This is a genomic window from uncultured Nostoc sp., from assembly GCF_964247315.1.
GTDB lineage: Bacteria > Cyanobacteriota > Cyanobacteriia > Cyanobacteriales > Nostocaceae > Nostoc.
Genome location: NZ_CAXTTT010000118.1, coordinates 1 through 22,581 on the forward strand (window position 1 = coordinate 1; position 22,581 = coordinate 22,581).

21 protein-coding genes and 1 pseudogene are annotated in these 22,581 nt (G+C 42.1%); 15 read left to right on the top strand and 7 right to left on the bottom strand.

Annotation, left to right across the window (positions count from 1 at the left end; genetic code table 11):
* The first annotated feature begins 366 nt into the window (after window positions 1-366).
* The 8 genes and pseudogenes from ACFE93_RS27425 to ACFE93_RS27460 all read left to right on the top strand — a co-directional run bounded on the left by ACFE93_RS27425 (window position 367) and on the right by ACFE93_RS27460 (window position 6,911).
* Window positions 367-798: an alpha/beta fold hydrolase gene (locus ACFE93_RS27425; protein WP_375478091.1), complete on the top strand. Its 432-nt coding sequence runs from the start codon at window positions 367-369 to the stop codon at window positions 796-798.
* Between the two features lie 402 nt (window positions 799-1,200).
* On the top strand, window positions 1,201-1,722 hold the full coding sequence (locus ACFE93_RS27430) for a phycocyanin subunit beta (RefSeq protein ID WP_104907897.1): 522 nt from the start codon (window positions 1,201-1,203) through the stop codon (window positions 1,720-1,722).
* Window positions 1,723-1,809: 87 nt separating this feature from the next.
* Window positions 1,810-2,301: a phycocyanin subunit alpha gene (cpcA, locus tag ACFE93_RS27435; protein WP_322673571.1), complete on the top strand. Its 492-nt coding sequence runs from the start codon at window positions 1,810-1,812 to the stop codon at window positions 2,299-2,301.
* A gap of 733 nt (window positions 2,302-3,034) precedes the next feature.
* Window positions 3,035-3,847, top strand: a complete 813-nt coding sequence (locus tag ACFE93_RS27440) for a phycobilisome rod-core linker polypeptide (protein ID WP_375478094.1) — start codon at window positions 3,035-3,037, stop codon at window positions 3,845-3,847.
* 118 nt (window positions 3,848-3,965) lie between these two features.
* Window positions 3,966-4,835: a phycobilisome rod-core linker polypeptide gene (locus tag ACFE93_RS27445; protein ID WP_375478096.1), complete on the top strand. Its 870-nt coding sequence runs from the start codon at window positions 3,966-3,968 to the stop codon at window positions 4,833-4,835.
* A 76-nt stretch (window positions 4,836-4,911) separates the two neighbouring features.
* A pseudogene (locus ACFE93_RS27450) lies at window positions 4,912-5,142 on the top strand (phycobilisome linker polypeptide); the annotation flags it as partial.
* 24 nt (window positions 5,143-5,166) lie between these two features.
* Window positions 5,167-6,012: a HEAT repeat domain-containing protein gene (locus ACFE93_RS27455; protein WP_375478098.1), complete on the top strand. Its 846-nt coding sequence runs from the start codon at window positions 5,167-5,169 to the stop codon at window positions 6,010-6,012.
* Window positions 6,013-6,182: 170 nt separating this feature from the next.
* The gene (locus tag ACFE93_RS27460) at window positions 6,183-6,911 is read left to right on the top strand and encodes a HEAT repeat domain-containing protein (protein WP_375478100.1); all 729 of its coding nucleotides are present in this window, start codon (window positions 6,183-6,185) and stop codon (window positions 6,909-6,911) included.
* 192 nt (window positions 6,912-7,103) lie between these two features.
* On the opposite strand, the gene ACFE93_RS27465 is transcribed toward ACFE93_RS27460, so the two are convergent.
* Complete coding sequence (locus ACFE93_RS27465) at window positions 7,104-7,754, bottom strand: hypothetical protein (RefSeq protein WP_375478102.1); 651 nt, start codon at window positions 7,752-7,754, stop codon at window positions 7,104-7,106.
* A gap of 200 nt (window positions 7,755-7,954) precedes the next feature.
* Here ACFE93_RS27465 and ACFE93_RS27470 point away from each other — a divergent pair, with 200 nt between their 5' ends.
* The 5 genes from ACFE93_RS27470 (at window position 7,955) to ACFE93_RS27490 (ending at window position 14,213) form a co-directional block, all read left to right on the top strand.
* Window positions 7,955-8,200 carry a protein kinase gene (locus ACFE93_RS27470; protein WP_375478104.1) on the top strand — a complete coding sequence of 82 codons (246 nt, stop codon included), beginning with the start codon at window positions 7,955-7,957 and terminating at the stop codon, window positions 8,198-8,200.
* Window positions 8,201-8,358: 158 nt separating this feature from the next.
* Complete coding sequence (locus ACFE93_RS27475; protein WP_375478106.1) at window positions 8,359-8,724, top strand: GUN4 domain-containing protein; 366 nt, start codon at window positions 8,359-8,361, stop codon at window positions 8,722-8,724.
* Between the two features lie 233 nt (window positions 8,725-8,957).
* Entirely contained in the window at window positions 8,958-10,325 is a 1,368-nt protein-coding gene (locus tag ACFE93_RS27480) for a protein kinase (protein WP_375478108.1), read from the top strand.
* A gap of 251 nt (window positions 10,326-10,576) precedes the next feature.
* Window positions 10,577-13,573, top strand: coding sequence for an L-glutamate gamma-semialdehyde dehydrogenase (pruA, locus tag ACFE93_RS27485; RefSeq protein ID WP_375478110.1), 2,997 nt, complete (start codon window positions 10,577-10,579; stop codon window positions 13,571-13,573).
* Window positions 13,574-13,766: 193 nt separating this feature from the next.
* Complete coding sequence (locus ACFE93_RS27490) at window positions 13,767-14,213, top strand: GNAT family N-acetyltransferase (protein WP_375478113.1); 447 nt, start codon at window positions 13,767-13,769, stop codon at window positions 14,211-14,213.
* Between the two features lie 55 nt (window positions 14,214-14,268).
* On the opposite strand, the gene ACFE93_RS27495 is transcribed toward ACFE93_RS27490, so the two are convergent.
* Window positions 14,269-16,506: a PAS domain S-box protein gene (locus ACFE93_RS27495; protein WP_375478115.1), complete on the bottom strand. Its 2,238-nt coding sequence runs from the start codon at window positions 16,504-16,506 to the stop codon at window positions 14,269-14,271.
* A 449-nt stretch (window positions 16,507-16,955) separates the two neighbouring features.
* Here ACFE93_RS27495 and ACFE93_RS27500 point away from each other — a divergent pair, with 449 nt between their 5' ends.
* The gene (locus ACFE93_RS27500) at window positions 16,956-17,882 is read left to right on the top strand and encodes a cobalamin-binding protein (RefSeq protein WP_375478117.1); all 927 of its coding nucleotides are present in this window, start codon (window positions 16,956-16,958) and stop codon (window positions 17,880-17,882) included.
* A gap of 117 nt (window positions 17,883-17,999) precedes the next feature.
* Here the strand turns inward: ACFE93_RS27500 and ACFE93_RS27505 are convergent, their stop codons facing one another.
* From ACFE93_RS27505 to ACFE93_RS27515, 3 genes are all read right to left on the bottom strand, one after another.
* Window positions 18,000-18,302 (bottom strand): TMEM165/GDT1 family protein, encoded by a 303-nt coding sequence (locus ACFE93_RS27505; RefSeq protein ID WP_099100177.1) that lies wholly within the window; start codon window positions 18,300-18,302, stop codon window positions 18,000-18,002.
* 55 nt (window positions 18,303-18,357) lie between these two features.
* A complete protein-coding gene (locus tag ACFE93_RS27510; protein ID WP_375478119.1) occupies window positions 18,358-18,789 on the bottom strand; it encodes a TMEM165/GDT1 family protein in 432 nt (143 codons plus the stop codon).
* A 97-nt stretch (window positions 18,790-18,886) separates the two neighbouring features.
* Window positions 18,887-19,237, bottom strand: a complete 351-nt coding sequence (locus tag ACFE93_RS27515) for a YkgJ family cysteine cluster protein (RefSeq protein ID WP_375478121.1) — start codon at window positions 19,235-19,237, stop codon at window positions 18,887-18,889.
* 260 nt (window positions 19,238-19,497) lie between these two features.
* Between ACFE93_RS27515 and psb30 the strand changes: the two genes are divergently transcribed.
* Window positions 19,498-19,632 carry a photosystem II reaction center protein Ycf12/Psb30 gene (gene psb30, locus ACFE93_RS27520; protein WP_199784655.1) on the top strand — a complete coding sequence of 45 codons (135 nt, stop codon included), beginning with the start codon at window positions 19,498-19,500 and terminating at the stop codon, window positions 19,630-19,632.
* A gap of 78 nt (window positions 19,633-19,710) precedes the next feature.
* Here the strand turns inward: psb30 and recJ are convergent, their stop codons facing one another.
* Window positions 19,711-21,813 (bottom strand): single-stranded-DNA-specific exonuclease RecJ, encoded by a 2,103-nt coding sequence (gene recJ / locus ACFE93_RS27525; protein WP_375478124.1) that lies wholly within the window; start codon window positions 21,811-21,813, stop codon window positions 19,711-19,713.
* An 82-nt stretch (window positions 21,814-21,895) separates the two neighbouring features.
* Window positions 21,896-22,321 (bottom strand): hypothetical protein, encoded by a 426-nt coding sequence (locus ACFE93_RS27530; RefSeq protein WP_375478126.1) that lies wholly within the window; start codon window positions 22,319-22,321, stop codon window positions 21,896-21,898.
* Between the last annotated feature and the right edge of the window lie 260 nt (window positions 22,322-22,581).

Consider the following 22,581-nt stretch of genomic DNA (forward strand, 5'->3'; position numbering starts at 1 on the left):
CTGAGTGCTGAGTGCTGAGTGCTGAGTGCTGAGTGCTGAGTGCTGAGTGCTGAGTTGAAAGACCGCCCACCCTTCGGCAAGCTCAAGGCATCGCAAGGGGCGGGGCTTCTACCAAGTACATAAGTACTGAGTAATTCTTAATTTACTCAGAAATCAGCAATCAGAATTCAGTATTGAGGCAATACAAATGCTACATATTAAAGGGTGCTATGCCTACCGTAGGTATCGCCTACGTACCCTTTAAGAATTCTGATTGCACTGAAATGTGCCTAAAAACATATCGGTAGTTAAAGGAGGATACTTATTTAGAGATATTGCGATCGCTCCTTCAGTCAAATTCGCCGAAAATAATCAGGGAAAATACCCATGCCATTTGTATTTGTTCGTAAACTACAAATGTATTGTGAGATTTGTGGCACAGGTCAACGCCTGCTCAGTATCAATGGTATTGGAAGAGATTTGCAGCGATCGCCGACTATTTTTGACTCACCACTAGCCCCACACTTTGAAATCCTAGCCTACGATCAGCGCGGTCTAGGTCAAACTTCAAAACCTGATATTCGCTACACTACAGCAGATTACGCCGCCGATGCAGACTCTTTGTTAAATGCAGTCGGGTGGGAGAGCGCTGATCGCGATGGCATATCTCCTCCTGACAATCTTCAGGCGATATACAAACAAATACCAGGTTCGTACTTAGAGTTTTTAAGGGCGGTCATAGCTTTCTTGACCAAAATCCCCAAGCATTCAAGCGCGTTATTGCCTTCCGGCAAAATAAATTTGAGTAATTTTACATAAGATATAACTACAAAGTGACAATAACTACTATATTTGTTGCCCTCCCACGGAAGCAGCGCTCGGCTCGTAAACTAAATAGATACATAAATATTATGAAGTTATGTAAAAAAAATTCACAAACATAACAATAATTTGTAATAAATAATGATACGGGAGCATTGTATAAAGAGAACTTGGAAGTAAAAAACAACATCTTAATCAGGTTTTCCAGTCATTCATAGAAGTTTGAAGTTTTTTAACAAAAGTTTTAATCTGAAAGCCTGGAGATCGTAAACTTATTTCGTGGATGTCTGTTTTAAACCTTTCGTAACTCGTCAGGCAGTGCTGACATCAAAAATTAACTGAACCATTCAGTTTTGAGTTCAATTATTCTTAACCAAGCAAATTAGGAGATTTAACGCAATGGTTTTAGATGCATTTGCCAAAGTAGTTTCCCAAGCTGATACACGCGGCGAATATCTCTCCGATGCACAATTGGATGCATTGAGCGAAATGGTCAAAGATGGTAACAAGCGTACAGATGCCGTTAACCGTATTACCAGCAATGCATCTGCTCTTGTAGCTGCTGCTGCTCGTGATTTGTGGGCAGAACAACCCCAATTGATCACTCCTGGTGGTAATGCTTACACCAGCCGTCGTGCAGCTGCTTGCATCAGAGACTTGGACATCATTCTTCGCTATATCACCTACGCTATCTTTGCTGGCGATTCCAGCGTATTAGATGACCGTGCCCTCAATGGTTTGCGGGAAACCTATTTAGCATTGGGAACTCCAGGAGCATCAGTTGCCGTTGGTATTCAGAAGCTAAAACAAGCTTCGCTGGCCATTGTCAACGATCCAAATAACATCACCAGAGGAGATTGCAGTGCTCTGTCATCTGAAATAGCTAGCTATTTTGATCGTGCTGCTGCTGCTGTGGCTTAAGCCAAGCATTGCTGATGTTGACTAAATAATTGTCCATAGGACAAAACAAAATTTCAACCATAAAGTTTGTGAAAGGGAAATAGCAAAATGTCAAAAACACCTCTAACTGAAGCAATTGCATCGGCTGATTCTCAAGGTCGCTATCTCAGCAGCACTGAAATTCAAGTTGCTTTTGGTCGCTTCCGCCAAGCGCCAGCTAGCTTACAAGCAGCAAAAGCATTGAGCGCCAATGCTCAACGCTTGACCGAAGGTGCAGCGCAAGCGGTATATAACAAGTACCCTTACACCACTCAACAACAAGGCCCCAACTTTGCTGCTGATGCACGCGGCAAAAGCAAGTGTGTACGTGATGTAGGCTACTACTTGCGGATTATCACATACGCTTTAGTTGTTGGTGGTACAGGCCCCTTGGATGATTTCTTGATTTCTGGCTTGGCTGAAATCAACCGCACCTTTGACCTGTCTCCTAGCTGGTACATTGAAGCTCTCAAGTACATCAAAGCTAACCACGGTCTAAGCGGCGATCCAGGTGTTGAAGCAAATTCCTACATCGACTATGTAATCAATACTCTAAGCTAGAGTGTTTCTTTAGCCCGGAGAGGAAATCAGCTCTTATGACAAGTAAGTTCTATGAGTTGTTTACCTCTCCGGGCAGTTTTTTGAGAAAAGCTAGCTGAAAACCCTGGAGAAAGAAGAACGTAGTTCTGTATTTTTTGCTTTAGAACAGGGATGAAAGCTACCGACGTAGCACGGTACTTGCTACAACTTTAAGAAAGTTCGCAATTGAGTGCCTCTTTTAAGCTACCGTTAATTGGCACAATATTTTTATCAGTACAAGATTTAAAAACCTACCCTCAGACTGGGGGAAAGTATACGCCCGAAATAACGTAAGGAGATATCACTACGCCCTTATGGCAAATGTGGTGAGGCAGCGAGCGCAATCTTTTTCCTTGACGCTAGCGCAACGTAAAGCCTTCTTTTTTCTTTCAGAGACGCTAACGCGAACGCCAACGGCATAGCTTCTCTACGAGAGGCTGCGCCAACGCTTAGAGCGAGTCCGCTTCCACTAGGGGGAAGTAAGCTACGCGCACTGTCTGGCAGAAAACGTCTGGAGGTTTTTCCCCATGAGGGACTGCCAAAACCGTAGGGTGAGCCTGGGAACCTGTGGAAACAGGATATTAAGGCAGCGATGTCTTAAAAATCGTCTTACTTTAGGTAAGGTGAGTGTTGATTTCAAAAAGACTGTTAAAAAACTAGAAAAAATTTTTCTAAAAAGTTTTCAGTTTTGCAGTTAAAACTGAGGAGGTTAAAGATGGCAGCTTTGGGACAAGCAGCAAGGTTAGGGATTGGAGCGTTTGAAAATACAGCGCCAGTAGAACTACGTCCAGATAGAACAGAGGCGGATGTGGCAGTGGTAATCCGGGCGGCTTACCGTCAGGTTTTGGGTAATGCATATCTACTAGAAGGAGAGCGTCTAGAGAGTGCAGAATCACTGTTGCAGCAAGGTGAAATCACCGTTAGGGGATTTGTGCAAGCCATTGCTCAATCGGAACTCTATCGAGATAAGTTTTTCCACTCCAACTCCCAAAATCGGTTTATCGAGCTGAATTATAAGCATTTATTGGGGCGTGCCCCGGAAGATGAGTCAGAGATTTCGTACCATGTTGAGCTTTACAGCTCACAAGGTTACGAAGCTGAGATTAATTCCTACATTGACTCATTAGAATATCAAGAGAGTTTTGGCGAAAATATTGTGCCCTACTATCGAGGCTTTAAAAGTCAAGTAGGACAGAAAAACGTTGGCTATAGCCGATTGTTCCAACTGTATCGGGGTTATGCCAATAGCGATCGCGCTCAAGGACAAAAACAAGGACGGCTAACCTGGGAAGTGGCTAAAAATCTTGCTTCACCCATTTACCCAGTCTCTGCCGGAGCCTTAACAGGTCTCTCTACAGGTGGTCGCGGCGAAACATACCGGATCAGAGTGCTACAAGCAGCTTCCCCATACTCAGCTGTAGTACGGCGCAGTACTGCGGAATTGATCGTACCCTACGAACAACTTTCTAGCAAATTGCAGCAGTTGAATCTTAAGGGCAGTAAGGTTATTAGCATTACAGCCGTATAAATAGGGAATCGGGGCGGGGAGTAGGGAGTAGGGAGTAGAGAGTAGGAAATTTCACCACTCTCAACTCCCCACTTTCCACTCCCCTTACCAATTAATAATTACAAAGGGAAAATTACCAATGGCTATTACAACAGCAGCTTCCCGTCTGGGAACAGAACCTTTTACCGATCAGTCTCCTGTGGAATTGCGTCCGAATGCAACCAAAGAAGACATTGAGAGAGTAATTGCTGCCGTCTATCGTCAGGTATTAGGTAACAACTACATATTGACGTCCGACCGCCTGACAAGTGCTGAATCTATCCTGCGCGATGGAAAAAATACAGTGCAAGAGTTTGTACGTCAAGTAGCTAAATCAGAATTGTACAAATCGAAGTTTTTCTACGACAACTTCCAAACTCGCGTCATCGAACTGAACTACAAACATTTATTGGGTCGTGCCCCTTATGATGAGTCTGATGTCGTCTATCACTTAGACTTGTATCAAACCAAGGGATATGAAGCCGACATTGATTCTTATATCGATTCTCCAGAGTATCAATCTAACTTTGGTGAAAATATAGTGCCTTACTATCGCGGCTTTGAAACCCAAACAGGACAAAAAACTGTCGGATTTACCCGGATATTCCAACTTTATCGCGGCTATGCCAGTAGCGATACCTCCCAACTCAAAGGCAAAGACTCCCGCCTTGCTAGCGAACTAGGTCGCAATAGTGCATCCGTCGTTGTTCCTCCCTCTGGTGCTTCTTCAGGCTTTTCATACGTTGCTTCTGAAAAAGGCGTTACCCCCAGCAGTACTTTTGGTGGTGCGGGAACCTTTGGTAAAGAAGGCAGACTTTACCGCATTGAAGTAGCAGGTGTTTTTGGATCTGGGTATCCCAGCACACGCCGCGTCAATCAAGCGGTGGTTATACCTTATGAAGAACTATCTAGTTACTTCCAGAGAGTGTTAAAGCAAGGTGGTAAAATAGCTAGTGTGAAACCTCTTTAGTGTCAATAGTCATTAGTCAATAGTCATTAATTAAGGGCAAACGACTAATGACGATTTAGTATTGGGAATTAATTTTATGATTGGAGCAATTAGTAGTAGAACGAGTAGTCGCTACTTTCGCTATGAAGTAGTAGGTCTGCGCCAAGTTGAAGAAACTGAAAAAACTAACTATCCTATTCGTTCTAGCGCCACTGTGTTTTTCACAGTACCTGAGAACCGGATGAATCAAGAGATGCAGCGAATCACTCGCTTGGGTGGCAAAATAGTCAGCATTCAGCCATTGAACGCTGTACCTCAAACAAGTGGCGAACAAAGCACTCCTTCTTCATAAATGAATTCTAGTCCGCAGAAATTTGAAGATTTATCACCGACAGGTAACTCTGGCGATGGTGAATCTTTAACAGTAGAGCAAGCGATCGCTAATCTTGAGAGTGCAGATTTAGGTCTGCGCTTTTATGCTGCCTGGTGGTTGGGTAGGTTTCGGATATGCGAAGCAGCGGCGGTTACAGGATTGATTAAAGCGTTAGAGGATGAAGCCGACAGAACACCAGAAGGCGGATATCCTCTGCGACGGAACGCAGCTAGGGCTTTAGGGAAAATAGGCGATCGCCAGGCAGTCTCACCTTTAATTGCGTGTTTAGACTGCTCAGATTTTTATGTCCGGGAAGCAGCGGTACAATCCTTAGAAATGCTGGGCGATCCGATTTGTATTCCCGCCTTGAGCGAGCTATTAAAAGTAGGTTTGCAGGGAGAACAGCTGATATCAAAACAGCCTGATTTATCTCAACCCTACGAGGCCATTTTAGAAGCCTTAGGAGCCTTGAGAGCGACTGAGTACATCGCTTTGGTAAAACTATTTTTGGAGCATCCAATCGAATTGGTGCAATATGCTGCCGCACGAGCCATGTATCAATTAACCCAAGAACCAGTTTATGGAGAACGGTTAGTTAAAGCTCTGGCGGGAGATAAATTGCAATTGCGTCGAGCAGTGTTAGCAGACTTAGGAGCGATTGGCTATTTAGACGCAGCAGATGCGATCGCCGAAACTCTTGCTGAAAATAGCTTAAAGTTAATTTCTCTGAAAGGATTACTAGAACATCAAGTTAACCACACAGCAACAAACACTTTGTCAGCAGGTGTGATTAAAGTGATAAATTTGATGGACTCGCTGTTGTAGTCATAATTTTTCAGTAATTAGTTGTTATTAATACGTTTAAAGCAAATGTTAACCACAGATAAACCCCCAACCTAACTGCAAAATCAGGGCTAGGGGGTTTATGTATGATGTCAACTACGGAGGACTTCAGCTACAATTGGCAGATCCTTAATGACTCATGAAAAATTATTATGAACAACAGTGACCTTGCCCAAATATTAATCCGTGCTGTAGAAGAAGCAGACTCCTCGGATCGCTTATTAGACGCAGTTCAGGAGTTAGCGGCAGCTGGTATCGAGGAATCTGTTCCCACTCTGATTGCAGCTTTGGGCTACAACAATCCAGGGGCGGCAGTGGCGGCAGTAGATGGACTAATTGCGATCGGGGAAGCCGCAGTACCGTCACTATTGGAACTAATTGATGACTACAACTACAGTGCTAGAGCCTGGGCTATTCGTGCCTTAGCAGGAATTGGGGATGTTAGGGCGTTGGATACCTTGTTAGAGGCAGCTAAAAACGATTTTTCCTTAAGTGTGCGGCGGGCAGCTGCCAGAGGATTAGGCACTTTGCGCTGGCATCAACTACCTGCTGAGAAAGTGGAATCAGTTCAGATTCAGGTATTAGAGGCGTTATTACTAATTTCTCAAGATCCAGAGTGGGTAGTGCGCTATGCAGCAGTGACGAGTTTAGAAACACTAGCGATCGCCATAGCAGTCACTTTACCCGATCAAACGTTGCGGATTACAAATCAACTTCAGCAAATGCTTGATACCGATGCCGATCTGGGAGTTCGTACCCGTGTAAAGTTTGCACAGCAAAAAATTCAGCCGCAACAACATCAAGAAGTGTTTGCACCGAAAAGAAAGCTAGAAGATACTGAAGTGTCTGAAATACCTCATCGTGGTAGTGGCAGACGGTAAATTACCTAACACCAACCGCGCTTGCGGTATGGTGTTATATCTGCCAATTCATCGGGGATAGCCTTCATAACTCCGTAGTTGTATTGGTCTGACATTCACTTCTTTGATGGGAAGTCCTGGTTTCCATTTCCCATTTCCAAGACCCAAATCTTTCTTATGTGACGTGTACCTCTTAGCTTGGTTTTTGTAAAACTAACCAGGCGATAAAGACTGAATTTCTGCCTGGATATTGCCACGAGCAGATGGTTCGGCAAACTCTGACATTAAAGGCGTAAAATAAATACGCGATCGCTTTAAAAATCGTTCTAAAACTTGCTGACGACCTGTGATATACTCTGCCTCTGCCACCCACCCATATTCCTGACGAATGGCATGGGCGTATTTTTGATAATCAATTGGGTTAGTAGCCAAAATCGCTAAATCTCCATCAAGTAGGACTTGGCTATCGTAATCATTTATCGCAGCTTGGTGGTCTTTAGTGTTCAGAATCAGACGGGTGACAGTAGTTATAGTACTTTCTGGAATACCTAAATTACTCAGCAACTCAAAAGCATAGTCTGCACTTCGTTCTTCGTTATCTTTAGCTTCAGTGTCATACACTACATCGTGAAACCAGGCAGCTAGTTGAACAGCAGCTAGGTTGTTGGCGTAGCCTTGCAAAATCTGAATTATGCTAAGGACGCGATCAATATGTTTCAGTGTATGGTAATAGCGACTAGGGGTAGAGTAAGCTTCAACCAAGAGATTAAAGGCTTTCTCAGCCGCTACCTGGTCAACGCCAAAGGGTTGGAGTGTATGTTGCCAGTTATAAAATAAAATATCCATAAAGTTTTCTGTAGGCATAGAGGCAGTATACCCATTCTGAGTATTGGAAAAAATAAGTACATGTTGTTAAAACAGCAATAGAAGACTTCAAGTAGAACCTCACCTTCTAACTCTGCTAGGAGAAAGAGAGAAAAAATTTCCTCCCCTTACTTGCGGCGAAGGGTTGGGAATGAGTTTACACGGATATATTTACAAGTTATAAATCAAGTTATAAATCAATGAAACTTTGGACGCCCAATCAATATCTGGACAACGGAAGATTCATTATACAAAAAGTCCTTGGTGGCGGTGGCTTTGGTGTCACTTATAGCGCCATAGAACAGGCTACAGGTAAATTAGTTGTTATCAAAACCCTCAACCATATTCAGCAAAGTAAAGAAGACTTTCAGCAGAGACAGGTAAAATTTGTCAATGAAGCGTTGCGGTTAGCCAGATGCAGTCATACCCATATTGTCCAAGTCTAGCGTCAGAGTCTAAAGCATTGCTGGGAATAGATAAAGAAAAATCAGAGGAAAGCATGACTGTAGTGTTGCCAAAGCAATTTAATCCTAAAATTAGCGACAGAGTAAAGGATTGGATTGTTAAACATATAGCATTGCCATCCTAAAAAGGTCTAAAATCGGTGCCGGAGTCTGGAGAAAAATCGTCTGAGATGAAGTTAATCTCTGCTGTGGGCATAGATTACACTCGATTGCGAGATTTACTAGCAGATGGAGAGTGGAAAGAAGCAAATGAAGAGGCGACGCGAGTTATGTTAGCAGTCCCTAAAAAAGAAAAGGAAGGCTGGTTTCGCCCTCAAGACATTCACGACTTTCCCTGTGAGGACATCCGTACTATTGACAAGTTGTGGGTAAAATACAGCGATAGACGCTTTGGTTTTTCGGTGCAAAAGCGCATTCATCAAAGTCTGGGTGGAACTAGAAATTACGACAAAAAAACTTGGCAAACTTTTGCCGATCGCGTCGGTTGGAAAAAAGATGGAAAATGAGTATTATACTCCAGACACCTGTGTACTTGGAATTTAAATGCACCTTATGGACACCTCCCCCTCCTTAATCATGGTTTTATGTGGAGTTGTGGGTGTTTTCTTTCCCATCAAGATTTGTAATCAGTATTCAACCGGATTTAATCTCAGAGACTTTGCGGGACATCAGTGGTTCAACACTGTGATATCTGATACAGGTAAGCTACCATCTTGGACATTAATTTTTTATTGTTCAGATGACAGCTAAAATCATTCTTACCGTTATCCAAGGACAATTATTAGGACAGGAATATATTTTTGACTGCCGCACTAGCTGCATCATCGGTAGAAGTCCAGATTGCAATCCTCAGTTACCAGATGATGAAAATCATCGGGGCATTTCCCGCTATCACTGTCTACTGGATATTAATCCTCCCAATATTCGAGTGCGGGACTTTGGTAGTAAAAATGGCACTTACATTAACGGTAAAAACATCGGCCAACGCCAACCAAATCAAACGGCTGAAGAAGCTGTAAAATTCCAGTTTCCAGAGTATGACTTACAAACAGGTGACGAAATCAACTTAGGTCACACTATTTTTAAAGTTAGTATAGAAGTACACCAAAAAGAAGTAAATCCACTAACCCTCATTCCTGATGATGTTACTGTCAAAAATAACCCAGTACAACAGGCTTATTTCTTAGACATCATCAAATACTTTCTGAATTTGGCTGAGAGTGGCGATCGCAACCTCAAAGCAATTAACGGTTATAATCTTGTCAAACTCCTCAGCACTAGTGAATTCGGAGAAGTTTATTTAGCACAGCATAATCAGTCTGGCAAGTTCATAGCCCTAAAAGTAATGTTACCAGCGGTGGCGGCGAATGAGTTTGCTGTGCAGATGTTTCTTCGAGAGACAGAAAACACCAAGGCTTTGCAACATCCTCATGTAGTGCAACTGATGGATTGTAGCTTCTCGGAAATCATCTTCTTTTTTACAATGGAATATTGTGAGGGCGGTAGTGTATGGGATTTCATGCAACAACTGGGTGGGCGATTGTCTGTTGATATTGCTGTACCGATTATTCTCCAAATTTTAGACGCTTTAGAATATGCCCACAATGTTGAACTTCCTTATGTCAAACTGGCTAATGGGAAGTTTGGCAAAGGTAAAGGTATAGTTCACCGTGACCTCAAACCGAGTAACATCTTCCTGACTAAGATTGACGGAAAACTGGTGGCTAAAATCGGTGATTACGGCTTATCTAAGGCCTTTGACTTGGCTGGTTTAAGTGGTCAAACTTTGACTGGGACTCAAGCAGGTACTCCTGTTTTCATGCCGCGACAGCAGGTGCTTAACTTTAAATATGCCCAACCGGAGGTAGATATTTGGGCAGTTGCGGCTTGTCTGTACAATATGCTGACAGGTTGTTTTCCTCGCAACTTCACAGGCGATCCCTTTCTGGCAGTTTTACAGAATAATCCCATACCAATTCGCCAACGAGATGCAACAATTATGCAACCTCTAGCGCAGGTGATTGATTTGGCGTTGGTGGATAAGCCAGAAATTCACTTTAAGAATGCAGCTGAATTTAAGCGAGCATTGTTAAGTGCGTTGTCATAGTAGAGTTTACAGCAGTTTTTATTTATTTAATCCACATCTGTCGTCGGGGCGCAATGCCTCTATGATGGAATATTTTTTAATTGCAAGTCCCTAGAACGCACGGCGTAAGTACATCATTCAAAATCAATGGAATCCTTGCGCTATGGGAATTACAAATTCCGCATAATGGTGACAGCTAAATGAAAGCGTCAAAATAGAAGACACAGGCTTTGTACAAAAAGCCTTGCCTTGATTAACGGAGTTTCTTATCAGTGGTATTACAAGTACAAACAAGCACCTACGAAGCTAAAACCCAAGAAATTGCTAAACAACTTCTAGCAGCAACGCAGGAAAATCGTTCATTTTTTTCTTCCCTGCGGGATCAAATGCGTTGGGATGATAAATTACTAGCTTGGGCGATGAGTAACCCTGGCTTACGGGTGCAACTATTTCGCTTTATAGATACGCTACCTGCTTTGCACAGTAAATCAGAAATTGCCTCACATTTACAAGAATATTTAGGCGATGAATCTGTAGAATTACCGACAGCTTTGAAGGGGATGCTAAACTTTGCTAACCCCGACTCTATGCCAGGACAAGTTGCTGCTACAACTGTTGGGACAGCAGTTGAGACTCTTGCCCATAAATATATTTCTGGGGAAAATATTAAACAAGTCATCAAAACAGTTGAACGACTGCGAAAAGAGAAAATGGCTTTCACCATCGACTTACTTGGTGAAGCCGTAATTACCGAAGCAGAAGCGCAGTCTTATCTAGAACGCTATCTAGAATTAATGCAACAATTGGTGGAAGCATCAAAGAATTGGGCAGCTATCCCAGCGATTGATGAGGCTGATGGCGAAGTAATTCCAAAAGTTCAGGTTTCTGTGAAGTTAACGGCATTTTATTCGCAATTTGACCCATTAGATGCTAAAGGTAGTGAGGATAAAGTTAGCGATCGCATTCGTATTCTCTTACGTCGTTCTAAAGAATTAGGTGCAGCTGTCCATTTTGATATGGAACAGTATGCTTATAAAGACATAACTCTCAGCATCTTGAAAAAACTCTTACTAGAAGAAGAGTTTCGGCAACGTACAGATATTGGCATGACAATTCAGGCATATCTGCGTGATAGCGAACAAGATACTGAAGACGTAATTTCTTGGTTGAAACAGCGCGGTTATCCCTTAACAATTCGCTTGGTGAAAGGCGCATATTGGGATCAAGAAACGATTAAAGCAGCCCAAAAGCATTGGAAACAGCCAGTTTACAACGACAAAGCCGCAACTGATGCTAACTTTGAAACCATCACTCAGTTGTTGTTAGAAAATCATCAATATGTCTATTCTGCCATTGGTAGCCATAATGTGCGATCGCACTCTCGCGCCATTGCCATAGCTGAAAGTTTAAATGTCCCTCGCCGTCGCTTTGAATTGCAAGTCCTCTACGGTATGGGTGATAAAGTTGCCAAGGCGTTGGTTGATAAAGGTTATCGGGTAAGAGTTTACTGTCCTTACGGTGAATTATTACCTGGGATGGCGTATTTAATTCGGCGGTTGTTGGAAAATACGGCTAATAGTTCTTTTTTACGGCAAAATCTCGAAAATCGTCCGATTGAGGAATTATTAGCAGCGCCAATTGTCAAAGAAGAGAAGAACGTACAGACGCGATTAATCGCGTCTCTTCAAACTCCTCACTCTCATTTCCTTGGTGCTGCTGATACCGATTATGCTGAGGAAGAGGTGAGAATGAAAGCCGCGCAAGCTTTCCAAAATGTTCGCCAACAACTTGGTAAAACTTATTTACCGCTAATTAATGGAGAATATGTTAATCCACCGGAATTTGTTGATTCTCTCAATCCATCTAAGTTCAGTGAGGTAATTGGTAAAGTTGGGTTGATTAGCGTTGAACAAGCAGAACAGGCGATGCAAGCTGCGAAAGCGGCATTTCCTGAATGGAAGAAAACACCAGCTAAACAACGCGCTGATATTTTGCGAAAAGCGGGTGATTTGATGGAACTCCGCCGCGCTGAACTTTCAGTTTGGATAGTTTTGGAAGTTGGGAAACCAGTTAAGGAAGCTGATGGAGAGGTTTCGGAAGCGATAGACTTTTGTCGTTACTACGCTGATGAGATAGAACGGTTAGACAAAGGTGTGAATTACGACATACCTGGTGAAACTAATCATTATATTTACCAGCCACGGGGAATTGCTGTGGTAATTTCTCCCTGGAATTTTCCGCTAGCGATTGCTTGTGGAATGACTGTTGCAGCTTTGGTTTCCGGCAATTGCACTCTCCTCAAACCTGCGGAAACATCTTCTGTGATTGCAGCGAAACTCACAGAAATCTTGGTAGATGCTGGTTTTCCCAAAGGTGTATTTCAATACGTACCTGGCAAGGGTTCGCAAGTCGGCGCTCATTTGGTAAATCATCCAGATACTCATGTAATTGCTTTTACAGGTTCCCAGGAAGTCGGTTGTAAAATTTACGCAGAGGCGGCAATTTTGAAACCCGGACAAAAGCACATGAAACGGGTGATTGCTGAAATGGGTGGTAAGAATGCCATTATTGTTGATGAAAGTGCTGATTTAGACCAAGCTGTTGTGGGGATAGTGCAGTCAGCATTTGGTTACAGTGGACAAAAATGTTCTGCTGCTTCTAGAGTAATTGTGCTGGAACCGATTTATGATGCCTTTGTGCAACGGTTGGTAGAAGCGACAAAATCCTTGAACATTGGGGAAGCAGAGTTACCAAGTACACAAGTTGGGCCGGTAATTGATGCTAATGCCCGCGATCGCATCCAGAAGTATATTGAGATAGGTCGCCAATCAGCAGAAGTGGCGTTGGAATTACCAGCACCCGAACAAGGATATTTTATCGGGCCAGTTATTTTTAGTGAAGTATCACCAAATGCGGTAATTTCCCAGGAAGAGATTTTTGGCCCTGTGCTGGCGGTAATTCGGGTGAAAGATTTCCAGGAAGCGTTAGCAGTCGCCAACGGTACAAATTATGCCTTAACTGGCGGACTTTATTCTAGAACACCTACGCACATTCAGCAGGCGCAGACAGAGTTTGAAGTCGGGAATTTGTACATCAATCGCAATATTACCGGAGCGATCGTTGGACGGCAACCCTTTGGTGGATTCAAACTTTCTGGAGTCGGTTCTAAAGCAGGCGGCCCTGATTACTTACTACAATTTTTAGAACCACGCGCGGTGACAGAAAATATTCAACGTCAAGGTTTTGCACCAATTGAAGGAGCAGATTAAACTAACGTCAATTCCACGGCTAATATAGTGTCCGTCTAATTAGCACACTCAAAACACCTCTCCCTGATTTTACTGCGTAAAACCCTCCTTCTCCGACTCACAGAGGGACAGGCTTACACTTTCGTTCAAAGCAGGGAGAGGTGTATCAAACTTACGTTAAACTACAATAGGTAGTAACATCAAAAAGAGTTTAATGAGTAATTTAGTTATAAAAATTGCTGAATTACCTAAAGATTTTCCGGCAATTAAAGCAATTAGAAAATCAGTTTTTCAAGAAGAGCAAGGGGTAGATCCTGCTTTAGAATTTGATGGCAAAGATGAAATATCCGATCATCTAATTGCTTATTTAAATATGGAAGCTGTGGGTACTGTCAGAATCAGATATTTAGATGATAAAACTGCCAAAATAGAAAGGTTAGCTGTTTTATCGACAGTTAGAGGGCAGGGTATTGGTAAGAAAATTATGGAAAATGCCCTACAGGTGATAGCTAACCAAAATATTCCAGAAGTCGTAATTCATGCTCAAGAATATGTGAAAAATTTATACAAAAAACTTGATTTTTTAGAAGAAGGAGAAATATTTGAAGAAGCTAGTATTCCCCATGTGAAAATGAGAAAAATATTTACACAGTCAAAGTGAATATAGTAAAAAATTTTCACTAATTGTTCGTACAAAAATGCATTTTTATGAGCAATTAACTCAAATATTTCATCAGAATTGACTCTAACTGGACTATCCGAATTGGCTTAATGAGGTAGTCACTAAGACTACCTGGTAGCGTGGCAATTTCCCCTTCTAAAGGTTCGCTACAAGTCATCATTACAATCGGTAAATGTTTCCGATAAGGTTCTTTTCTAAGGATATTCAGCAAATTCCAGATATGAACATCTTTTACTAATTGGAAATCAAAAAAAACTAAATCTGGTTGGAGGCTTTGTACCTGTTGTAAAAAGTTGTTAGCATTATCTATCCACTTGACTTGGTAGCCAATTGTGTGGAGATAATCTTGCAACACTGTTGCTGTGTTTTCCTCTTCTTCTACAAGCAAAATAGTTTTATTTGTAGAGATGACTGGAGAAGATGAGAACAAGGAGGACGAGGTAAAATTTGCTTCCTCTTCTGTCTCATCTACCTCATCTATCTCATTTGTCTCATCTACCTCATTTTCCAGACGCTCTGGATTTGGTAGAAACAGAGTGAACTGACTGCCTTTTCCTAAAGTTGATGTAAAGGTAACATCTCCACCATGTAAGCGCGCTAGTTTGCGCGTCAAGGCTAAACCCAAACCCGTACCTTCATACTGCCGATTTAACCGACTATCAAGCTGTTGAAACGGTTCAAATAGAAATTGAAACTGACTTGAGTCTATACCAATGCCAGTATCTGAAACTATAAACGTTATCCCTTGCGGTACTTTTTTGACTAGCAGCGATACTTTACCTGCTGGGGTGAATTTAATGGCATTAGTCAGTAGGTTGAGTAGCATTTGCTTGATGCGCCGCTCATCAGCAACACAAATATCCGCTTCTAGGTCAATTTTATGTGTAAGTTGCAATCCCTTTTCTGAGGCGCGATCGCGCACTGTCCAGATGGCATAATTACATAAGTCTGACACTGACAAAGGCGACAGTAACAGTTCCTCTTTACCTGCTTCTACCTTTGATAAGTCAAGGATATCGTTAATCACTGCCAGCAGATGTTCGCCACTACTATATATACAACTTACATATTCGTTCTGCTTTTCATTCAGAGAGCCAACTATTTCTTGTTGCAGTAACTGTGACAAACCCATAATCGCATTGAGAGGCGTTCGCAACTCATGGCTCATGGTTGCTAAAAATTCACTTTTTGCCCGACTGGCAGCTTCTGCTGCTTCTTGAGAGGCACGTAGTTTCAACTCTGTTTGCTTACGTTCAGTAATATCCTCAATCATCGCTAGAAAAAACTCAGGTTCACCATTGCTGCCTGGTATAACAGAAACAGAGAGATGAGTCCAAACTAAGCTGCCATTTTGATGCTGGCAGCGTCTTTCTATCTCAATACGATGTCTTTCGACAAGCTGTTTCTGATGTTTGGAGGGTTGTAAACCGTCCCTCGAAGTTCTCTTTAAATCTGTGCGAATTCCTGACATCAATTGTTTGTATAGTTTTAAATCCTCCTTTTCTATGGAAATGTAATCTGTAAAGCACTTGCCGTACAACTCTTCTCGGCTGTATCCTAAAATCTCGCACAATGCCAGATTAGTATCGACTATTTGCCCTTTCATATCTATAAGTCCAATGCCGATAGAGGAACGCTCAAAAATCGCCCGAAATTGTGCCTCACTCTGTCGCAGTGCTTCCTGTACGACGTTTCGCTCGCTCGTTTCTATAGCCAGCGTCACAAAATCTGCAATTGAGCCAGCAAAACTCTCTTCTTCTAAAGTCCATTGGCGACCTTCGCCTATGTGTTCGTGACACACTACGCCTACCAAATGGCCCTCTAGCCAAATTGGTGCATCTAGTATAGATGTGATGCCCAAAACTGAAAGATAAGACTCAGATAATTCTTGGGTTCTGGTGTCGTTTCTGGCATCATCTGCGGCAATGGTACGTTCCTCTTCTAAAGCCTGGAAATAAGCAGGAAAATTTGTTTTTAAAAGCGAGTTACCAAAGGTATGCTCCTTAGTCCTGACATCATACAAATTAATGCATTCAATTTTTGAACGTTCTTCATTATATAACCATACCCCCACTCGCTCTACTAACAGCGTCTGAGCAGCAGTTTCTGTGATTTCCCTCAACACCGCATTGAGATTACCTTGCTGAAATGTCTTGCTTCTTGCCAGTTGCACAAGCGCCTGGCTTTGTTTTCGCCGACTATTTTCTCTGATTCGTAAAGCCTCTTGGGCCTGGTTGTGCTCTGTAATATCTCTAGTTGACACGACCTGCATTAGTTGCCCTCAAGAAGAAATAATTTGGACTTGCAGTTCTACGGAAAAAGTAGAACTATCTTTGTATAACTACAATTACTTGGTATAGTTTTTCATAACCGGAAAGTATAATTTTTCTAATCAAATTTTATGATTCTGGTTAATTAGTTATAAGCTAGATTTTGCTCATTACTTCTATTACTTCATACTAGTGATTTTTGCCAGGGGATAATTAGCATTTCAAATAATTTCACTATCAAGTAATTCTACTAGCAAGTAGTATTAAGTAGTATAGTATTTTTAATTTGGGACTGGGGAGTGTTAAAGACTCTTCTTAATACCCAATCCCCAGTTCAACTTCTTGCTTAGTATTGACTAGCAAAATACCCTTGATTCTCCTAGAGAAAGATACCTAATGACTCAAATTCTGCCAAACTTAAGGTAACGGCAGCTTTTGTGGAGGTGAAGTGATGACAGATAGTGATGTGAGAATTGTTTCCCTGATTCCTGGTGGAACAGAGATTTTAGCGACACTAGGATTGGTTAATGCTATTGTGGGGCGATCGCACGAATGCGATTACCCTCCAGAAATCCTCAATCGCCCCATTTGTACCCAAGCACGTTTAAACACTAATGCCTCCAGCAGCCAAATTCATGACGAAGTGAACAGTTTATTGCAATCTGCTCTTAGCATTTATGAAATTAAAACAGATGTTTTAGAGCAATTGCAGCCTACCCACATTCTCACTCAAGACCAGTGCGACGTTTGTGCTGTCAGTTTACATGATGTTGAAAAGGCAGTTGCTACACTCATTGACAGTAAACCTCAGATTATTTCTTTACAACCCAATATTCTCCAGGATGTTTGGGCTGACATTGAGCGAGTCGGCAACACCTTTAGTGTAGACTCGGTAAAAGTCTTAGAAAATTTAGAAGCTCGCGTCAAAATTTGTCAGCAAAAAATTCAAGGACTTTCTTTAAATGAACTGCCTACTGTTGCCTGTATCGAGTGGATCGATCCTTTGATGGTCGCCGCTAATTGGATTCCTGAATTAGTTAACTTAGCAGGAGGACAGTCTCTATTTTGCGCTACAGGTCAGCCTTCTCCGATCTTGCCGTGGGAAACGCTATTAACAACTAATCCAGATGTAATTGTTTTTATGCCTTGTGGGTTTGATTTAAATCGCACTCACCAAGAAGCCAAGTTATTAACTCAACGTCCAGAGTGGGAAAAACTACACGCTACCGAAACTGGTAGAGTCTACATTACTGATGGCAATTCTTACTTCAATCGTCCAGGGCCGCGACTGGTAGATTCTCTAGAAATTTTGGCAGAAATTTTGCATCCAGAAATTTTTCAATACGGCTACAAAGGAACTGCTTGGGAACATTTGTAAAGAAGAATTCAGAACTCAGGAGTCAGAATTCAAGTCTGGTTAAGTGAGATTGGTTTAAAACCTTGCCGCGTTCCAATCCCCCACACTAATTCTGATTCCTGGATTCTGGATTCTTCTCTAAGGTGTTTGCTCAGAATCTGCTGATGGTTCATTGTTAAATAACAGCAGGCGTGCAGCAAGAATGGCAAATCCTACAGCCGCGATCGCTTTTAACACGCGTGTAGGTAATAATTCGGCTACTGCGCCCCCTGCTAACGATCCCAACAGGCTTGTCAACAGCAATGCGCCTGCTGCACCAAAAAATACTGCACGTGGAGAATTAGAACGTCCTGAAAGTGCGATCGCTGCTAGCTGACTTTTGTCACCCAATTCTGATAAAAAAACCGTAATAAAGCTCAGTCCTAATAGATGCCAATCCATATAATTAAGGGAAAGTGGGGAATTTTACTAATGACTAATGACCAATGACCAATGACTAATGAATAGTAAATACATCCCAAAAGAGCATTAGAGAAATTACCAACAGCATTACGCCGGTTGATTTTTCTACAGTTTTTGGGCTGAGTCGATTGGCTATCCAACTACCTAAAAGCACACCTAATAAGCTGGTAGTTATTAGCGCCGCCGCAGATCCGATAAATACCACCCACGGCGAATGAGATTGTGCGCTCATTAACAGAGTGGATAGCTGAGTTTTATCTCCAATTTCTGCTAGAAAAATAGTTACAAAAGTTGTACCAAAAATTACTAGCGCTGATTGCTGCTTTTGAGGACTATCGGCAATTACAGGCTGAACTGACGAAGCGATCGCGGGAGTTAAGTTAAAATCATTGCTGTCTTCTAGTTCTAGCTCGATCTCAGTGTGAGATATGCCAGAAATCTCCAAAGGTGCAGAATCAAGTTTCACAAGCAGTAGTTTTGGTTGCTAGGGTGTTTTCATATTTCTATCATTTTCTCAGATTTTTGTCATAAATTGCAACCCACACAAAAAAGGAGGTTGGGTGTCAAAGGCCAACAGCTTTGTCGAAGCGTAGTATTTCTAAACTGCGATCGCCATAAACTCCTTCTATTTGCTGGCGACAGCAGTCAATAGCAAAATCGTTAACTTCTTCTGGTTTAACCCCATACATATCTTGAAACACTTCTGATTCCACATGGCAGAAGCGCGGACGATTGGGGTAGATACGACATTCTCGCGTGGTGTGGTCGAAATTAACGCACCATCCTCCTTCGCCTACCATGCTGAGGTAGAGTTCTAGTTCTGGTGGAGAGAGATACTCTTCCAAGTCTGGACGCTCTGCTGGATCGAGATTACAGCAGGCTCCACATTGCTTTACACATTGCCAAGTTGACATTTTGGATTGGGAAATGGGGATTGGGGATGAGGAATGGGGACTGGGGACTGGGAACTGGGGAGCAGGGGAAGAAGAACTATTGATCAATCCCCCATGCCCAATGCCCCATTCCCAATCCCTTTATTTTACGTTTTTATGTCTTTTCTTATAATTTTGTTAAGTAAATTAAATCTAACAGCCCATAGCCATATATGATCGATTTCGGGTTATCTAATTAAGTTATTGAATTTTTTAAGACTATTGGAAGGAGAAAAGGAAAAATGTTTGACTCTTTGTTTAACGCTTTTACCAGTATTAATTGGGAAGTTATTTTCCAATTGCTGTCCGTGGCGCTAATTGTAATTGCTGGGCCAGTGGTAATCTTTTTGCTGGCATTTCGCAACGGCAACCTATAAGAGTACTGAGTGCTGACTAAGTAGTTAACAGTTAAGAGTTAGGAGTCAGAAGTTAATTAAAAATTCATAACTCATAACTCATAACTCAGCACTCAGTACTGATAATGCCTGAAGGGCAGCTTGAATAATGTTGTCATACTGTGGTCGAGAGATATCAACTTCTTTGGCATTTTGACGATTAGTGCCCAGTAAACCAATCATCTGTCCTGGCTGCATGGCTAATACTTTCCCTTCAGAATTTTTAATTCTTAATTCTGCTTCAATACCGTTTTTATAGAAACCACAAGTATATTGTCGCTGGTTGTATTCAAATATGGTGCTTGACTGAATAGGTGGCGAAACAAAAAATTGTTGAAGCCGAATTGGCAATCTGACACCGATTAACTCTAGCTCGATGCTGGTGTTACCGTTAAAGTCATTTTCTCGTAATTTGTAAGCGATATCCACTCGCGATGGTAGGTGGAAATAGTCGCCCCAACGCCAAGCGATCGCTTTGATTTTATACTCCTGATTATCAATAGTTTGGGCAACTGTTAGTTTGATATGACCCTTACCAACGATTTTTTGCTCAGCCACTTGGACATTAGGTGTCCAGAAAATTGGATCGGGGTTGTCCATACCACAGGGATGTAGAGCATTAAGCTGTTGATAAAGCTGCTGATTGATGTGATTGAGGTTGATTTCGGCATCAATTTTGAGCAGAGGTTTGAGATGTTGGGGTTCAAGACACTGGTTAGCAAATTCAATCAAACGCGATCGCAAAACTTGTAAATTCTCTGCTGGTAGAGAGAATCCCCCAGCTGCTTTGTGTCCGCCAAATTTGCCTAGTAAATCGTGACAATATTCCAAAGCTTCAAACACATGAAACTCTGGAATTGAGCGTGCAGAACCGCGTATATGTCCCTCATCTTCATAAGTCCCGATAAACACAGGGACACCGTAGCGTTCCACCAAGCGGGAGGCGACTATGCCAATAACGCCATGATGCCAATTGGGTTGAACAACAATTAATACACGGTCATTTTGTAGAGAAGCAACAAATTTTGTCTCTACATAAGCGATCGCTTCTTGTTCTATTTGCTGACACATCTCCTGTCGAGAGGCGTTGACTTGTTCGCACTGCATTGCTCTTTCCAGCGCCACTCCCATATCATCTGTAGTCAGCAATTCAATTACAGTCTGGGGATTACCAATCCGACCAATAGCATTAATTCGCGGCCCCAGGCGAAACCCAATATCTTCAGGCTTGAGCGATTTGGGATTTGAGGAGTTAGGAATATTGAATTTTTTCTCCCCTGCTTCCCCTGCTCCCTCTCCCCTCACCTGCACCCCAGCTACCTGAATTAAGGCCTGCACTCCAGCTAAATGGGATTTGGGTAAATGCTGTAAACCGCGTTTTACCCAACGGCGATTTACGCCAGTTAAGGGAGCTAAATCTGCGATCGTTCCCAATGTAAATAGGGCTAGCATCGGCTGGATCAAGCCCTTAGTCTGGCCTAGCTGTTGTGCTAGAGAAACTGCCAAGATGTAGGCAACACCAACACCAGCAACACCCCGATAAGGTGAGGATTCAGCTATTAGTTTGGGGTTGAGGATAGCGTTAGCTGGTGGTAATTTTTGGGGAATATCATGATGATCGGTGATAATCACTGCAAGACCAAGTTCTCTAGCTCTAGCAACTGGTTCAAACGCAGAGATACCATTATCTACAGTCAGAATTAATCCCACACCTTCGCTGTGGAATTCTTCAACTATGCGTTTATTAATACCGTAGCCTTCGTGCATCCGGCTGGGAATAGCATAATCTACTTGTGCGCCTAAAGTGCGGAGACTACGCAAAAGTAGAGCAGTGCTGGTCATTCCATCAGCATCGTAGTCACCACAAATAGCAATCTTTGTTTGAGAAGCGATCGCATTTTGCAACAACTCCAAACTAATTGCCAAATCTGGGAAATCTTCTAACGGCGAAGGCAAAATTAAAGACTCTGGAGCTAAAAATGCTTGTACCTGTTCTGGTGTTTCCATACCCCGATTAATCAACAACTGGCTGACAATCGGTGAAATGTTTGTCAAAACCGCCAGATTTTGAGCAAATTCTGGTTTTTGTGGATAAATCTGCCAGCGCTGATTGGGTAAGCGCCTGCGAGGCTTTGATACTTCAGATACAGCTCGGTCTAGCACAATAAAAGTTAGGAGTTTTCAGTTATGAGTGTTGAATTGAAAGTTGTTTCTCAACTCATAACTAATAACATTAATTTGCTATCTAAAACACGTTTATCTTACCATCATCCATAATATATAACGAGCGATCGCCTGGAGAGCGCAAAGTTGGACGCAGTTCCAGCCGCAATGTGCCAAAGTTAAATTTGGAGACAATTGCTTGTAGTGATAAACCTGTTTCGCTCCAAAATATCAGAGATGTATTTGGTTCTGTACCTTCTATTTGTTCTAAATTTAATTTCTGCCCTGGACTCAAGGATATTGCATCAGTCCCGGAGGGTTTTTGAATTTTAATCAGGTTTGGTGTGCTATTTATAACTTCAACTCGGATGTGTTGCCCAGGTGTAAACTGAATTGGGTGCGACCCACACTTAGAAGCACAAGTTCGAGCTAAAGTGGCACTGGGATTATTGATTGATGTAACTATAACGGTAGCTGTAACTAAAGCAAATGATAGAGTCCTAAACATAATACACAGTACAAATACTTGATTAAAATATTACTTTATTTAGCAATTCCAAGCCTCAGTGTATTTTCCAGAATTACTTTGCTAATTCCCAGTTATTAAATTACCAATTAATTTTTATAAACATCTCCTCTCGCACCAATGGCGTAAATTTCGATGTCTTTGGAATCAATATCGACTGTAAAAATAATTCTGTTATTACCTATGCCTAATACCAATTCTCTATGAAGTTGCACTTAATAAAGCTCTTGTGATGTAATCCC